The sequence below is a fragment of the Streptomyces sp. H27-H1 genome (assembly GCF_026627445.1).
Classification (GTDB): domain Bacteria; phylum Actinomycetota; class Actinomycetes; order Streptomycetales; family Streptomycetaceae; genus Streptomyces.
Map to the genome: position 1 here is coordinate 22,237 of NZ_JAPNLJ010000048.1, position 15,095 is coordinate 37,331.

Sequence of the window (15,095 nt, forward strand, 5' to 3'; positions counted from 1 at the left end):
CCCCTCCCCGGCGGCGGCCTCGATGAGGCCGCCGCCGGGCGCACACCCAAAGGCAGGCCATGAACGAGAACACGAGCACCACGAAGGCCACCACGCTCACGATCTGGCACCGGCCCGAGTTCCAGGGAAGGGAGAAGGAACTCATCCACCTCGCGGCCGGCGCCAAGCTCGTCGGGGTGACCCGGTCGGCGGTCAGCAACTGGGCAGCCCGACATGCCGACTTCCCCAAACTGGTACTGGAGACAGGCCCCGACACCCGCCGCATCAAGTACGTGTCCAAGGCCGAGTTCATGGCCTTCGTGGCGCTGAGGAGCACGAAGGCCACCGCCCGGAGGAAGCCTTCACCGCACAGGCCGGGAGCAGTCATCGACGCGGAGCACCTGGAGCACTGCGAGAGGCAAGTGGCCAGACTCTGCGACCTGGCGATACGACAGGCAGCCAAGCTCACCGAGACCCGGCACGCGCTGAAGGCGGCACGCTCTCGCCGCGCCCAGGCTGAAGCCAAAGCGAGAACGAGGTAGAGCCGTCCTCGCGATTGCTGTTCGAGCCAGTTGACACCCCCTCCATCCATAGTAGAATTTAGATATAAGCCAGGGGAAACCCTCTGCAACCAAGGAGTCGACAGAACATGCGAGACACGAACCTTCCCCTCTGCGACGAGTGCGGACACCAGCTCGAGTGGCACTGCGCCAACTGCATCTCATCGGCTTGCCTTGCCTGCGGCGACGAGTAGGAGCCACCCCCGCCGACCGGCGGCAACCACCCCGAAATAGCCGCGCGGGGCGCCAAACAGGCGCCCCTCCCGACCCCGAACAGGCATTGAGCAATGGCCTATTTGAGCGAACGCACCATCAACATCAACGGCGTCTCCGTCACCATCCTCACGACCAACCGAACCACCCTCGAACTCGACATAGCCAGCACCGGCAACATCATCGTCCGCGGACCCAGCACCACCACCGACGACGAAGCCCGCGACCTCGTCAACCGCCGACGCCGCTGGATATACCGCCAACTCACCCACTTCTGTGAGACCGCGCCGGAGAACCCGATCAAGGCCATCAAGAACGGCGAGACCTTCACGCTCTTCGGCCGCCCCCACACTCTCCGCATCACCCGGCAAGAACCCGGCGCCAGCGCCGCCACCGCCTACACGCACCCCGACCTCGGCCCCACCCTCGATCTCCGCCAGCACGCCGCGACAAACGAGGACGATGCACGCCGAACCCTCATCAACCTCTACGCCGACGAGACCCGAGATTGGCTGAAAAACCATGGCCGCCGCATCACCCAACTCACCACGAACCCGGACACCGAACTCAAGGTCTCCTGGCGAGCCCGCACCCGCTGGATCACCCGCCACAAGGACGGCAGCCTCACCCTGCACTGGGCCCTCGGCCAGCTCCCCGCGATCCTCCTGCGCGAACTCCTCCACCGCACCCTCGACCTCCACTCCATCGCCGACGGCCACGAACTCGACCAGCACCTTCAGACCCTGTGGCTCGGCCGGCTCCAGCTCACCCCAGACCCCGAGCCCCCCACCAACCCCGCAACCAGCGACACCTGCCCGAAGTGCCACACACGCCCCGGCGACCTCCACACCCACTGGTGCGGCCTCGCACAATGCGCCCTCACCGGCCGCCAGCGCAGCGGCTGCACCCACCCCGGCACCACCTGCCTCACCCTGTGGTCCGGACGCTGGCCCGGCCAAGAGGAGTGCGAGGAGTACGGCTTCTACTACCGCCCCGGAGCGAACGGCGCCGAGCCCTGCAACGCTGACGACGAAGGCGCGGAACACGACCTGAACCGGCTCTACCGCGAGTGCGTGTGGGACGTACGCCTCCAGCGCATGGTCCTCCCCACCTGAGATGCCTATCGCCTTCTCATCGCCCATAGATCGCGAACTGACTGCGGTCGTCAGCACTGCGCAGGACAGCCGCCCACCTGCGACTACGTCGCCCAGCCACCCGACGGATAGCCCCGGAGGACGAGCATCGGGGGGACAGGCGGGGGACACAACGGGGGGACGGCGGGGGACAACCGGGGGACAGAAGGGGGAGGAAGATCAAGGAAAGACAGGGAAGGGGTGGGTAGGAACGGGAAGGCGAAACCCCCTGCCGACACCGGTCACACGCGCCCTGACCTGGGGGAATGCAGCCCGTAGATGCTCATCAGGCCCATCGGGTAAGGTGATTGCCGACACAGACCAAACACCCGCCTTCGTAGCTCAGGGGATAGAGCACGGCTCTCCTAAAGCGGGTGTCGCAGGTTCGAATCCTGCCGAGGGCACAGTGCGGTTCGTGCAGGTCACGGCCGTGATCGCGAAACTGCCCCCCGGATCAGATCCGGGGGGCAGTACGCATTCTGTACATGGTCCACAACTCGCTACGCCGCCACGATTGGCGCTCCCAGCCTCAGCAGAGCGGCAGTACGCCCGGCATCCATGGCGTCCGCGACCTCATCAAGGCGGTCCGGGAACAGGTGCCCGTACACGTCCAGCGTCATGGCTGCCGACTTGTGGCCGAGCATCGTCTGAACCACCTTCACGTCCGCGCCGGCGGCGATGGCCAGCGAGGCGGCCGTATGCCGAAGCTTGTGCGGAGTCAGGTTCAGGTCGGCCAGGCCGGCCACCTTGACCGCCACGTCCCAGTCGCGGCGTCGGAAGTTCGGGTAGCGCATGGGGCCTCCCTCCGGCGCGGTGAACAGCAGGGCGTCCCGGGCGCGGCCAAGGGTCAGGGGCCGGAGCTCTTCGGCGAACGAGCGCGGCAAGGGCACGGACCGCTTTTCGTGGTTCTTCACTGGACCCAGCTCGAGGTGTCCGTCGATGTCGGAGTAGGCCTGCAGGATGCGGATGCGACGGTCACTGAGCTGCGTTCGGCCCACCTTGATGGCGATGGCCTCCCCCCACCGGATGCCCGTGTACCCCAGCGTCCGGACGAACGTCGCGTAGCGGCCAGCGTGCCCGGCGAGCGTCTCGAGCTGGTCATGGGTGAGGTAGACGTGGTCGTCCTGGTCGTCGCTTCGGGGAAGGTCGTGCTCGTGGCACGGGCTCGCCGAGACGCGGTGCGTCTTCACCGCGTGCTTCATGACGCTGCTGAGCACGTAGTACGTCTTCTTGATGCGGTCCGGCCCCAGCGGCGCACCCCGCTTGCCGGGGGTGTTGCACAGCTCCGTGACCCACTGGTCGACGTCGGCCCACTGGATCGCCGCCGTCTGCCAGTCGCCCCACTTCGGGATGACGTACAGGTCGAGCAGTTCCCGGTAGTCGTCCCGCGTTCGGCGCCCCTGCTTGCGCAAGGCACCGTGCCACTCCTCGGCCACCACCTTCACCGCGGCCTTCCCGGACTTCGGGTCGCGGTACGAGCCCTTGTCGAGCTTCGCCGTCAGCGCGTGGACCTCAGCCTCAGCCTGCGGCAGCCTCTGGAAGGTGAGGGCCTTCGGCTTGTTGTCCGGCCCGTACCAGCGGACCCGCCACCGGCCCGGCGGCTGCCGCTTCGAGCCGGCCCGCTTCGCCTCCTGCCACCGTTCCATGGCCTCCCGGTAGTCCGCGTGGTTCTCGCGGTCCTCAATCCACACTCGAGCCATCGGACCTCCTCTTTCGAGACCCAATGGCCGCAGACATGATCCGGTCGTCGCCCTGGGCGCTGAGCAGGCCGATCGGGCGCGAGTTCAGCAGGAAGTCCATGAGTCGACGGTCAGCTTCCTCCTCCCCCGCGTCGGGGTCACTGGGCTCGAGCGTGTCCTGGCACCAGGCCCAGCGCCACGCGCTGACCACGCCGACCTCTCCGACTCCCGTAACTTCAGTCCGAGCCTCCTCGGGAATTCCGTTGACGTCCTTCCCGCCGCGCGCGTTGGCCGGCAGGAGCAGGGTTACGGGCGAGACGTCCAGAGCGACGGCCAGGGCGACGAGCTCGTCGACGGTGACCTGCCGTTCCGCCTTCTCCATCCGGGTGATGCCGGACGCCGGGATAAGGCGGCCGTTCCGTTCCAGGACGCCGGACAGCTGGCGAGTGGTGAACCCCCGCACCTTCCGCAGCCGGGCCAGATTCTCAGCGACGGTCATACCCGTCGGGCCGGTCTCGATCGCTCGTCGTCCACGCTGCTGCTCGCTCATGCTCATCAGCGTATGCACCAGCGGAGGGCTTGTATCACAGCGCCCATGCGCTACTCTCAGCTTCATAGGTGCAGCATGACATCAGTTGATGCATGTAAGCAACAGGACAAGCATCGAAAGGACCGCCAGTGAAGACGAACACCGCATCGCAGCGGGACGAGCTCCTGACCCCGAAGCAGGTGTGCGACGAGTACCCCATCTTCGGAAGCACGCAATCCCTGGCCGAGCGCCGCTGGAGGCAGGCCGGTCCGACGTACCTCAAGACCGCCGATGGGCGGGCTGGACGCGTCTTCTACCGCCGGTCGGCCATCGAGAAGTGGCTGGACGAGCGCACCGTCCAGAGCGGGGGCAGCGCCGCATGAACCGAGACGCAAAGAAGGGCCTGCGGGTAACAGGCCCTTCTGAGAAAGTCTCCGCGGCTAGCGGGTCGACTGCTGCCACCGTAGCCCAGGGAGACCCCCCGCGTGTAGCGGGTCGACTGGACACGTACAGGTCTCGGTCGAGGAAGTGGCACCGGCAGGTCAAGGTCGAGCAGTGCCCCGGATGCGGACACCCGCACCTGCACCGCGCGCCCCTCCCGCTCGTTCGTTCCGTCCTCAAAACCGCCCCGTGCGGACTCACCTACGTCGTGCAGCTGCGCGTCGAGGCGGTGACCGTGTGAGCGCATTCGCTCGCGTCACCGACGCTCTCGACGCGCACGGCAGTAAGGGCCGCGGCACCGCCTGGCAGTGCGTCGCCCACGAGGACCGGTCGCCGTCCCTGTCGGTCACCAATGGCGCCAAGGGCGTGGTCATCAACTGCCACGCCGGCTGTGCGACCGAGGACGTCGTCAGTGCCCTCGGTCTGACCATGGCGGACCTGTTCGACGAGCCCCTGCAGAAGCGGGAGCGCCCCCAGGTCGTCGCCGAGTACCCCTACGTCGACGAGCACGGCCAGGTGCTGTACGTCGTGCGGCGTATCGAGCCGGGCTACGACGGGGAGCGCAAGACGTTCCGGCAGTACCGGCCCGACGGGCAGCCCGGGGTGTCCGGGATCCGCCGGGTGCTCTACCGGCTCCCCGAAGTCCTCGAGGCGGTGAAGGCCGGCGGCCCCGTGTTCGTCGTCGAGGGCGAGAAGGACGTCGACAGCCTGCGGGCCACCGGCGCCACCGCCACCTGCAACGTGGGCGGGGCGGGGAAGTGGACCGACGACTACACCCGCGCGTTGGTCGGGGCCTCTGAGGTCATCGTCATCCGGGACCGCGACGAGCCGGGCGCCAAGCACGCCGCGGCCGTCGTGGCGTCGGTCCAGGAGGCCGGGATCCCGGTCCGGGTGCTGGAGCCGGCGCGCGGTAAGGACATCACGGATCACCTTGCGGCGGGGCTCGGCTACCCGGATCTGCTCACCCCCGATTCGCATCCCACAAATCCCACAATGGCGGTGCCGTCCCAAGGAGCGGGACCGGATCGGAGTTCTGGGATTTCTGGGACGCAGATCCTTGATGGGGGTTGGGATGAGCCGGTGTCCCTGGCCGCGGCCCCGGTCCCGCCGTTCCCTGTCGCCTCCCTGGGGAGTCTCGGTGAGTTCGTCACCGCGGCTGCCGAGTCCCTGCAGGTGCCCGTCGACCTAGTGGCGTTCGCCGCGCTGGCGACCATCTCCACGGCGACGGGCGGCCGGCGGCGGGTGCAGGTGAAGTCCGATTGGCAGGAGTCGACGGCCCTGTACCTGGCCGCGCTGGCGGACTCCTCCGAGAAGAAGACGCCCGCGCTGAACGCCGCAGCGAACCCCCTGCGTGAGATCGAGGAGGAGCTGATGGAGGCGGCCCGCCCCGACGTCGAGGCGACCGCCCAGGAGATCCGCATCACCACGGCCCGCATGACGAAGGCCGAGCAGAACGCCGCCAACTCCGACAGTGACAAGCGGCTCTCAGCCGAGGCGGACGCCGAGGCGGCCCGCGTGAAGCTTCTGGAGCTGGGCGACGCCCCGGAGCTGCCCCGGCTCCTGGTCCGCGACATCACCCTCGAAGCGCTCGCTAAGCGCATGTACGAGCAGGGCGGCCGGATCGGCTCCCTGGCTTCCGAGGGCGGACTGTTCAAGGTCGCGGCAGGTCTGTACGGCAACAACGGCAAGGCGAACACTGACCTGCTGCTCGAGGCGTACACGGGCGGCCCGTACACCATCGACCGCACAGGCCGGGCGTCCTCCCGCATGTCGCACACGTTCCTGGCCCTCGGGCTGATCGTGCAGCCCGGCATCATCTCCGGGCTGGAGAAGCAGAACCCCGAGTTCAGGCAGTCCGGGCTCCTGGGCCGGTTCCTGTACGCGAAACCGGCGCCCACCGAGACGGACACCTTCGAGTCCCCGCCCATCCCCGCGCAGATCGCCAACGTCTACGACCACCGGATCCGCGACCTCATCAAGCAGGTGTGGGCCTGCCCGGACGTGCTCACGATCGAGCTGTCGGAGCCCGCCCGGAAGGCGTTCGGGGAGTTCTACAACGCGTTCGCCAAGCGGCGGAAGCCCGGCGGGGACCTGCACGACCTCGCCGACTGGGCCGGCAAGCTGCGCGGCCAGCTCGTCCGCGTCGCGGCCTGCCTGAGCCTCTACGAGGACCCCGGGGCCCGCGAGATCAGCCACCAGCGCATCACGGACGTCCTCGCGATGACCCCGTATTTCATCGCCCACGCCCGCGCCGTGTTCGACCTCATGGGCAAGAACCGCGAAGGCGCCGTCAAACCCCTCCGGGACGTCGTCGGCTGGCTCCGGAGCCGCAACAGCCCTGGGGACTCCTTCTCGGCCCGTGACGTCTGGCAGGGCCTCAAGGGCCGTGAGTGGGCCACGGATATGGACGTCATGAACGACGTCCTGCTGCAGCTGGAGGAATACGGCTGGCTCGCCTTCATCCCGCCCCCGGAGACCGGCCGGCGCGGTCGGAAGCCCTCCCCGAAGTTCGACGTCCACCCGTACATCGCCAACCCGAAGGAGAAGTCGTGAGCCCTCGCCGACGCCGAGCACCGCTGCTCTGCATGGCCTGCGGGGCCATCGTCCGCCGCGGCAAGTACCGACTCTGCCCGAACGGCTGCGGGGCCCGGCTCCACAGCGACCGCCGGAGCCCCTGCCCCGACGCCCACGCCCCGGTCTGCCCGCAGTACACCCCCCACCAACTGGCCGCCTGACCTCCCGCCCCCTCCTCGCGCCCTCCCCCAGGGGATGGACGGGAGGGGGCGGGAGGGCTACCCCTATGCCCCCTCCCAGCCCCGATAGCCAGGCCCGCCCAGATCAGTACCGGCACCAAGGCCAGACCAGCCACCGCCCAGCACGAAGGGAGGCAGGGCGCATGCCCACAGCACCACCTACACGCTGCACTGATCCCGAGTGCCACGAGATATCCACAGCCCGTGGACGATGCGACGTTCACCAGCCCATCGCGTGGGCCAACAGGGCCAGCAAGCAGGAGCGCTACGGAATGAGCTCAAGCCAATGGCGAGCGCTCAAGAAGCGGATCAGCAGGCGCGACAACGCGTGCTGCTACGTCTGCGGTGAGGAATCCATGGACGGTGAGCCGTTGCAGCTCGACCACAAGGTGCCTATCGCCGAGGGCGGCTCACCGCGCGACCCGGAGAACCTCGGGCTCATCCACGCCGAGCCGTGTCATGCGGAGAAGTCCGCAGCCGAAGCGTTGCGCGGAAACGAGCGACGGCGGAGAGGGGGGTAAGGGACGTTCAATCACCAGTTCATTCGCCAGGGGGCCCGCCGCGGTGAGCTGGGAACACGCACACGGGCTTCAGAACCGGTTTTGGAGAGGTGAAAATGCCTGCTCGACGCACGAATGACGCACTCAGGGTCCCCAAGGGCCTGAAGATCCTCCCCCAGAGACAGGCCCTGGCCTTGGCTAAGGATGCCGAGATCGGGGGGCTCGGCATCGACTGGTCGGTGCAGCCGGCCGTCCTCGACGACGTGGGCCTGCAGGAGTGGGTCAGGCTGTCCGAGGTGTACGCCCACGATGCGACGCGCTTCCGAGAGGGCGAGCGTGCGGCCATCACGGCGTACTGCTCGTGGTGGTCGGCGTTCGCCGCGGCGGCTGCCGATGTCCGGGATCGGGGGCCGGTCGTTGAGGGCCGCTCCGACATGGACCGCGGGCGCACGGTGAAGAACCCGGCCACGGTGGCGATGCGGGAGGCGTCGCAGCAACTGCGCTACTGGGCGCGGGAGCTCGGCCTGACCACGGACGCCCGGGTGCGGATCGGCCTGGCCGACTCCAGCGACGACAGCGCCGACGACGACAACCCCTTCAGCTAGGAGTGCCAATGAACACGAAGGCGATCGACGGGAAAACGGCTGGCGGGGTGCGCCTGCTGATCGACGTGATGCGGCACGCGCCCTCGAGCGTGTTGCCGACGGGCCGGTGGCTGACGGAGTCGTCGGCTGGGCGGCTGATGGATGCCGAGGGCGGCGTCTGGTTCATGGGTGACGGGGGCCTGGCGGTCGAGCGGATGCTGCAGCTGCCGTGCCCGTGCGCGCACTGGGAGTTGACGACGTACCAGGACGGAGCGGAGATCTTCCGCAGAGTGGGCCCTATCAGCTAAAATGACCACAGGTAGTTCGACGGCCAGCATTTGGGACCGCGAGCGACTCGTTCCGTAGCAGGAAGCTGGGGGTAGAGCGGCGGCCATCGGGGAAACCCGCCCGCCAAGTCGCCGCCCCCGGCGACCGTCTGCGGGCGATGACGCCGCCAGCCCGTGTGTCCGCTGAGTTCGGCGCCGCCCGGACTCTCCGTCGTAGGCCCGCCCAGCGCGTACAGCGCGGCCAGCCTCCGGAATGTGCGGGAAGTGATCACTACTTCCTGAGGACGCACTATGAGCGACATCGAAATTCTGAGGGCCGAATTCCGCACCGTGGTGCGTGAGGTCAAGGCCATCTGCGAGACCCCGACCGGCGAGTGGCGGAACCTGACCGACGAGGAGTCGGCGAAGGCGACCGCGCTCATGGACAAGGGCCGCGACCTCAAGGACCGCATCACGCTGGCCGAGAACCAGGCGAAGGCAGAGCAGGGCGGCGCTGGCTTCCGCGACGAACTGCAGAAGCTCGGCGACAGCATCGCCCGCCCGTCAGCCATGAAGTCGGCCATCCATCCGCGCGTGAAGGCCGCGGGCGGTTCCGACTGGGGCGAGAAGGTCATCCGTGCAGTGTCGGGCCCCGAGGGGTTCAAGGGCCTGCTCTCTGGCGGCGCGGTGCCGCTGACGATCCCGCTGGAGTCGGAGCCGGTGCGCATCGGCGTGCCGGCCCTGGTGCTTCGCCAGCTCATCCCCACAGTGACCGGCCCGTCGCGGTTCAGCTACATGCGGCAGACCGTCCGCACGAACAACGCTGCAGTGGTTGCCCGCGGGGCGCTGAAGCCCACGAGCATCTTCACGATGACTCGGGTCGACGACCGGACCCGGACGATCGCCCACCTCTCGGAGCCGGTAGCCCGCCAGGATCTGCGGGACGCTCCGATGCTGCAGCGCTTCCTCGACATGGAGATGCGGCTCGGGGTGGAGATGGCCCTCGAGCAGCAGATCATCAACGGGTCCGGGTCGGGCGAGAACATGACCGGCATCGCGAACGTGTCCGGCAGCCAGGCGCAGGCCTGGGACACCGACATCCTGACCACCATGCGCAAGGCGAAGACGAAGCTCGAGACTCTGTCGTTCTCGGACGGGGCCGCCTACGTCATCCACCCGAATGACTGGGAGACCATCGAGCTCCTCGCCGACAACGAGGCGCAGTACTACCTCGGCGGCCCGGTCCAGACTGTCGACGTCAACGCGCGCCGGCTGTGGGGCATGCCGGTGGTGAGCACGACCGCTCAGTCGGTCGGTGTCGCGCACCTGGCGAACTTCAAGCTGGCGACCGAGCTGCAGATCGCCGAGGACATGCGTTTCGACTGGTCGGAGAACATCTACGACCCGGACGCCATCAGCGAGGGTGTCGGCGCGTCCGACTTCCAGCGGAACATGATCCGCTTTAGGGCCGAGATGGACGCCGGGCTGAAGATCTACCAGCCGTCGGCGATCGTCGAAATCGACCTCACCGCGTAGCCCCGCCGACTGGCTCACGGTCCTCGTTCTCCGTGAGCCACCAGCACCCGTCCCCGGGTTTCAGTCCAGGGGCGGGTGCTCTTGCAAGTCCCCTTACTTGGCCTGCGGCTTAGCGCGGTCGAGGAGGAATACGTGCACGACAGCCGTGATCATGAGAGTCCAGACCGCCGTAGGGAACCAACCGTTCACCTTGGGCTGCACGATGGCGAAGACCAGGACGGTAGCGCTGCAGGCCGTGTACAGGCCGGCGATCCACCAGGCGATGACGCCGCGGTACGCGGCGACGATGAACGGCAGGCAGGCGAGTACCGACATGCTGAGCAGGGGGACGGGCGCCCAGGCGTAGCGGTGCCAGGGTCGGCCGAACATCTGCGGCGGGCTGGTTCTGCGAGATACGGGTTCGGGGCAGTCGACATGCCCGCAAGGATGACGGCATGGCCGCAGCGTCGCGGGGGGAACGCGAAAAGCGGCCCGTCCCCGAGTGTCAGGGGCGGGCCGCTTCGGTGTGTCAGAGGGTGTCAGAGCGGCCGTCAGAGCGTCCTGACACCTGCTCCTGCCTAGGAGGATGGGTGTCAGGGCCGTCTGACGCGTCAGGGGGTGTCAGGGCTGTCAGGCATCGGCCATGGCGGGCACGATTCGATACCGGCCGGGCTTCGTCGTAACGGTCAAGCGCCCGTCCTCGAGCAGCTGCTGAAGCTCGCCGGACACCCATCCGCGCTTCCGGCCGAGCCGCTCGCCGTGTGCCATGACGTCCACAACGCCGATCACCATGGTTCCGTCGGCTTCGAACTCGGCAAGGATGTCTTGCAGGACCGTGCGCGCTTCCTCCCGGGTGAGGTCGGCGCCGTCGGGCTGGCCGAAGACGACGTTCTCCTCGCCGGGGGCCGGCGGGGGCAGTTCCTCGTTCGGGTCGATGTCGAGGTCTTCGTCGTCCAGGCGGCTCACGGTCGTCTCCTCGTCGTCGTCGCCCTCTTCCGGGTTCTCCTCCTGGTGTCGGGCGCGCTCTGTGTACGCCTTACCCACGGCCGAGGCTGCGGCACCCGCGGTGACGGGGTCGGGCTTGGCGCCGTTGCGGGCGGCCCATGAGGCTACGGCCTCCATGAGGGACAGGGCGGAGTCGGTGAACCAGCGGGTCCGGCCGGGGCTGGAGTACCGCATCTCATCGACGCCGGGGGTAACGAGGTAGTTGTAGCCGGGCCGCCGGTTGGCCCAGCGTTCCGGGGCGGCCCCGGCATCGATGACCGTGTCGGGGAGCATGAACGAGGCGGCCATGGCGTTGGGGACGCCGAAACACAGCCTGCTCCCGAGTGCGTCGCGGGTGGTGGTGCTGATCTGGTCGTGGCTGGGCCGCTGCAGGGACACGACCAGGGCGATGCCCGCGGACCGGGCCAGGTTGGCGATGTTGTTGAACGCGTCGTCTCCGAGCATGGACAGGCTGACGCCGGCCTCTTCGAACCAGCTCACCAGGAACGGGACCCCGGGGCAGTGGCAGGCGGTGCCGTCGGTTCGGCAGGAGTGCGCGGGGTCGGTCTGCTCGTCCGCGCAGATGGCTTCCCACTGCCGGTAGCGGTGGGCGCCGAGCCATGCGGTGCGGGCGGGGATCGCAGCAAGGACGGCTTCGACCATGGCTTCGGTCGGGGCGCCGCCCTCGACGGCCCAGTCGATGCCGGGCAACAGCGGGCGGAAGTCCTGGAATCCCTTGGGGTCGGACAGCCAGACGATGACGTCCTTCCGCGACAGGATTTCGGTCAGGAGGTTCAGGGCACCGTCTCCCTTCCCGGATCCGGTCATGCCCGCGATCAGGAGGTGGGTTGCGTTGCGGCCGGCCTCCCGGTCGCCGGGGAACCACATCATCAGCGGCTGTCCGTCGTCGTACACGCCGAGGACGAGCGGGTCTTCCATGGAGCCGCCGGGCAGGGACGGACCTGCCTCTTCCCAGCGGACCGTGTCGGCGAGCATGTCGAGGGGGACGACGACGAGCTCGCCGCGGCGGGCAGAGTCGGGATCGGGCAGGTAGCGGACGGCGGTGACGGGGATGTCCAGCGCGGATGCGATCCGGGGCAGGGCCTTGGACACGTCGTCGTTGGTCTGCTCGCCGGCCTCGAGGAGAAGCGGCACGGTGACCCGGTTGGGTTCGACCTTGGCGCGCTGCATGAGGGCCTTGGCCAGGCCGACCTTCTCGAGCAGGCCGGCGCCATCCGTGACAGCCTTCACGCCGTCCGGGTCGCGCCGGTAGATCTGACGGATGTTCCAGGTCAGGGCGGTAACGGTGCCGCCGACGAAGAGGGCGTTGTACGACGGATCGAAGATCGAGGCCGACGTGAACCACACGGACCCGGCGGCCACGGTGATGGCCGAGTGCAGACGGCGCTGCGGGCCGACACCCTTGCCCGCCCACCAGGCCGCCCCCGTCAGGGCGACCGAGCCGAGCGTGAGGCCGATCCCCATGGCCGCATCTCCGGACCACACCAGGTGGCCGACGGTGCCGGAGATCCCGAGCGAACCGACCCCGAGCCACGGCGGCAGGTACGGCTTCGCACGGTGCAGCAGGTAGCCCTTGATCCCGCCCTTGTCGGAGCTGCCCTTCAGCTGCTCCTCGTGACGCTGTTCGACGTCCTTGCCGGTCATGGGGATGCGTCCTTTCAGTACTGGAACGGGCGACGGGCTGAGGACGTACCGCCCTGGGGGCGGGCCGTGATGATGTCTGCGTACTCCCGCTGGAACGCGGCATAGGTGGCGGCGGCGTTGGCGGCGGCGTCGGCCAGGGACTCGCCGGCCTTCTTCAGCTTCCGGGCGACGCGCCGGGCCCGGATCTTGTGCTGGATGATGTTGTCCTGCGGTGTGCCCTTGGCCTGCGACAGTGCCGCCTGCAGGATCTCCGCGGCAACGGTCACCTCGATCGAGGCGTGGACGCCGAACGCCCGGAGGGTGTTGCAGTACTCCCTCAGCTCGGCCGCCGATCCGAACGACGGGTCGGGGAGCATCAGCTGGGAGCGGCCGTAGTTCCCGCCCGCGCTCTGGCTGCTGCTCGGCTGTCCGCCCCGGCCACCGGAGCTGGTAGTCCGGGTCGAGTTGACGTTGATGTTCGGGCCGAAGCTGAACGACGGTCCGTGCTTGGTCTTGCTGGTGCCGCCCTTAGTCGACGGGTTCTTGCTGGTGCTGCTTCGCACGCCGTTCGCGAAGTGCTGAGTCCCACCGTTGGCAGCGCTCATGGTGCCCCCTCGGTTCGGTCCGGGTGGATCCCGGCCCCCACGGCCCTCGGCAGGTGTTCCAGATGGAACACGTGGTGTACGCGCGGTAGTCGCTGACTACGGAGCGCTTACCAGGTGCGAGGAACCTCGCACCTGCCGAGGGCGGAAGGGGTCGGGGTCTACCGGTACGCCGCGCGGTCGAGCTTGTTGCGCTCCCGCCGCACGGTCGCTTCGACGGTCGTCTGCTTGGCGTCGGGAACGCGGGCCAGGATCGCCTCGACGGCTTCCTCCCGGGATGCTCCGGCCGTCAGCTCGACGCGGGCGAGGTGTGCGATGTTCGTGCCGGGTTCGGACTGTTCGCGAACCGCGTTCGCCCTGTTCAAGGCCGGTTCGAGGGTCTGGATGACATCCAGGGGCTCGCCGTGTTCGCCGACCTGTTCGGCCGTGATCTTCCCGCTGCCGCGAAAGTGATCAAGCCCAGCCAGTTCGTTCAGGTCCTGCTCGGCGGCCAGCAACTCCAGCCTCGCGGCGACTTCCGCCTTCGCGGCCTGCCTGCGGGCCCCGGCGATGGCGAGCTTGGCGTTCGCCTTCGACATCTCCGCGGCTACCCACTGGGAGTCAGCCGGAGAGAGCTCCTTCTCGATGTGCCGGAACACGGCCAGCCACAGCGCCTTCGACACCAGCGACACCGCCGCACCGACCACGGCCATCGGCCAGCTGCCCGCCTGCCAGCCGTGAAGGAAGATGGCACCCGCGGCGACCAGGACCAGCAACCACCCGACCTTGCGGGGGAACTCCCGCTTCTTCGGGTCGAAGCGCGCCAGGTACTCCAGCACCAGGACCGACAGCCACGCGATGTCGAAGACCGCGCCGGCCGCGTAGCCGACGCCACCGCCGAGCAGCTGGCCGATGCTGTACGTCGACCAGACGATCGCCACGAGGGTGAGCGCTAGGACCAGGCCGGAGACGCCGACGAGCGCCATCGTGTCCTTGTCGCGGGGCAGCTTCGGCATGCGGACCGCGAACGGCTCGGATACCTGGTTCGTGGTCCCGTCGATCGTGCGGTCGACCAGGCGGTGCCGGATCTCGTTGACGAACTTCACGACCGGCCTCCCTTCTCGGTGATGGCGCGGAGGATGTCGGCGGTGATCTCGGCGGGCAGGAGGCCCTTGTCGATGGCGGCGAGGGTGGCGAACTCGCGGGCGATTCGCTCGCGGCCCTCCGTGAGCGAGGACGGCCACTTGGCGTGCTCGCGCTCGTTGGTCTCGACGGACTTCCGCAGCAGCGCAGCGGCTTCTTCCAGGTAGCGGCTCATTCGCTGACTCCTTGCGACTGGTGGGTGTTGACGTGGGCGGTCATCTGCTGACGCAGGCGGTCCTTGCCGCCCTCGCTGACACCGCGGAAGCGGATCTCGAGGCCGCACTCGACGCACCTGTACCGCCCGCTCTTGCCGCGCAGCTGCATGGCGAGCGCCGCCGCGCTGGTGAGGATCACGAGAGCCGTGATCACGTCGAAGATGCTGAGGGTGCTCATTCGGAGACTCCTTCGGCTACGCGCACCACACGGTGGGCAGCGAGGTTGGCGCCGTGCCGGTCGAGGGCACGGTTCGCGATGATCAGGGCGGCCATCAAGGCCGGAACGCTTGGGAGGGGCCGGACCGACCGGCCGAGGGAGCGCAGCGCGGCGCTCTCCGTCGGCCGGCGGATCGGCCAGTGCGAGCTCACTCGCCGT

At 68.5% G+C, this 15,095-nt stretch carries 18 protein-coding genes and 1 tRNA gene; 10 read left to right on the top strand and 9 right to left on the bottom strand.

The window, feature by feature from the left end:
* Positions 1 to 59: 59 nt before the first annotated feature.
* From OTB20_RS34295 to OTB20_RS34305, 3 genes are all read left to right on the top strand, one after another.
* Positions 60 to 521, top strand: a complete 462-nt coding sequence (locus OTB20_RS34295; protein WP_267760868.1) for a hypothetical protein — start codon at positions 60 to 62, stop codon at positions 519 to 521.
* 305 nt (positions 522 to 826) lie between these two features.
* Positions 827 to 1,867 carry a YgjP-like metallopeptidase domain-containing protein gene (locus OTB20_RS34300; protein ID WP_267823597.1) on the top strand — a complete coding sequence of 347 codons (1,041 nt, stop codon included), beginning with the start codon at positions 827 to 829 and terminating at the stop codon, positions 1,865 to 1,867.
* Between the two features lie 349 nt (positions 1,868 to 2,216).
* A tRNA-Arg gene (locus OTB20_RS34305) sits at positions 2,217 to 2,289 on the top strand.
* 96 nt (positions 2,290 to 2,385) lie between these two features.
* Here OTB20_RS34305 and OTB20_RS34310 read toward each other — a convergent pair.
* Positions 2,386 to 3,585 (bottom strand): tyrosine-type recombinase/integrase, encoded by a 1,200-nt coding sequence (locus OTB20_RS34310; protein ID WP_267823599.1) that lies wholly within the window; start codon positions 3,583 to 3,585, stop codon positions 2,386 to 2,388.
* Complete coding sequence (locus OTB20_RS34315; protein WP_267823601.1) at positions 3,566 to 4,114, bottom strand: helix-turn-helix domain-containing protein; 549 nt, start codon at positions 4,112 to 4,114, stop codon at positions 3,566 to 3,568. Before OTB20_RS34315 ends, OTB20_RS34310 begins: the two co-directional genes overlap by 20 nt.
* Positions 4,115 to 4,242: 128 nt before the next feature.
* Between OTB20_RS34315 and OTB20_RS34320 the strand changes: the two genes are divergently transcribed.
* From OTB20_RS34320 to OTB20_RS34350, 7 genes are all read left to right on the top strand, one after another.
* On the top strand, positions 4,243 to 4,476 hold the full coding sequence (locus OTB20_RS34320; protein ID WP_267823603.1) for a helix-turn-helix transcriptional regulator: 234 nt from the start codon (positions 4,243 to 4,245) through the stop codon (positions 4,474 to 4,476).
* A gap of 295 nt (positions 4,477 to 4,771) precedes the next feature.
* Positions 4,772 to 7,087, top strand: coding sequence for a DUF3987 domain-containing protein (locus OTB20_RS34325; protein ID WP_267823605.1), 2,316 nt, complete (start codon positions 4,772 to 4,774; stop codon positions 7,085 to 7,087).
* The gene (locus OTB20_RS34330; protein ID WP_267823607.1) at positions 7,084 to 7,269 is read left to right on the top strand and encodes a hypothetical protein; all 186 of its coding nucleotides are present in this window, start codon (positions 7,084 to 7,086) and stop codon (positions 7,267 to 7,269) included. The genes OTB20_RS34325 and OTB20_RS34330 overlap by 4 nt, the downstream gene beginning before the upstream one ends.
* A gap of 290 nt (positions 7,270 to 7,559) precedes the next feature.
* The gene (locus tag OTB20_RS34335) at positions 7,560 to 7,808 is read left to right on the top strand and encodes an HNH endonuclease (RefSeq protein ID WP_267823609.1); all 249 of its coding nucleotides are present in this window, start codon (positions 7,560 to 7,562) and stop codon (positions 7,806 to 7,808) included.
* 173 nt (positions 7,809 to 7,981) lie between these two features.
* Positions 7,982 to 8,392 carry a phage terminase small subunit P27 family gene (locus OTB20_RS34340; RefSeq protein ID WP_267823611.1) on the top strand — a complete coding sequence of 137 codons (411 nt, stop codon included), beginning with the start codon at positions 7,982 to 7,984 and terminating at the stop codon, positions 8,390 to 8,392.
* Positions 8,393 to 8,400: 8 nt separating this feature from the next.
* Positions 8,401 to 8,679, top strand: coding sequence for a hypothetical protein (locus OTB20_RS34345; RefSeq protein ID WP_267823613.1), 279 nt, complete (start codon positions 8,401 to 8,403; stop codon positions 8,677 to 8,679).
* 270 nt (positions 8,680 to 8,949) lie between these two features.
* Positions 8,950 to 10,173, top strand: a complete 1,224-nt coding sequence (locus tag OTB20_RS34350; protein ID WP_267823614.1) for a phage major capsid protein — start codon at positions 8,950 to 8,952, stop codon at positions 10,171 to 10,173.
* 93 nt (positions 10,174 to 10,266) lie between these two features.
* Here the strand turns inward: OTB20_RS34350 and OTB20_RS34355 are convergent, their stop codons facing one another.
* The 7 genes from OTB20_RS34355 to OTB20_RS34385 form a co-directional block, all read right to left on the bottom strand.
* On the bottom strand, positions 10,267 to 10,542 hold the full coding sequence (locus OTB20_RS34355) for a hypothetical protein (protein WP_267823616.1): 276 nt from the start codon (positions 10,540 to 10,542) through the stop codon (positions 10,267 to 10,269).
* A 240-nt stretch (positions 10,543 to 10,782) separates the two neighbouring features.
* Positions 10,783 to 12,801 carry a plasmid transfer protein TraB gene (gene traB / locus OTB20_RS34360; RefSeq protein WP_267823618.1) on the bottom strand — a complete coding sequence of 673 codons (2,019 nt, stop codon included), beginning with the start codon at positions 12,799 to 12,801 and terminating at the stop codon, positions 10,783 to 10,785.
* Between the two features lie 14 nt (positions 12,802 to 12,815).
* Positions 12,816 to 13,385, bottom strand: a complete 570-nt coding sequence (gene traA, locus OTB20_RS34365) for a plasmid transfer protein TraA (RefSeq protein ID WP_267823620.1) — start codon at positions 13,383 to 13,385, stop codon at positions 12,816 to 12,818.
* A 158-nt stretch (positions 13,386 to 13,543) separates the two neighbouring features.
* Entirely contained in the window at positions 13,544 to 14,467 is a 924-nt protein-coding gene (locus tag OTB20_RS34370) for a hypothetical protein (protein WP_267823622.1), read from the bottom strand.
* Positions 14,464 to 14,679, bottom strand: a complete 216-nt coding sequence (locus OTB20_RS34375; RefSeq protein ID WP_267823624.1) for a hypothetical protein — start codon at positions 14,677 to 14,679, stop codon at positions 14,464 to 14,466. The genes OTB20_RS34370 and OTB20_RS34375 overlap by 4 nt, the downstream gene beginning before the upstream one ends.
* Positions 14,676 to 14,897, bottom strand: coding sequence for a hypothetical protein (locus OTB20_RS34380; RefSeq protein ID WP_267823625.1), 222 nt, complete (start codon positions 14,895 to 14,897; stop codon positions 14,676 to 14,678). The genes OTB20_RS34375 and OTB20_RS34380 overlap by 4 nt, the downstream gene beginning before the upstream one ends.
* Positions 14,894 to 15,088 (bottom strand): hypothetical protein, encoded by a 195-nt coding sequence (locus OTB20_RS34385; protein WP_267823627.1) that lies wholly within the window; start codon positions 15,086 to 15,088, stop codon positions 14,894 to 14,896. The genes OTB20_RS34380 and OTB20_RS34385 overlap by 4 nt, the downstream gene beginning before the upstream one ends.
* Positions 15,089 to 15,095 lie beyond the last annotated feature (7 nt).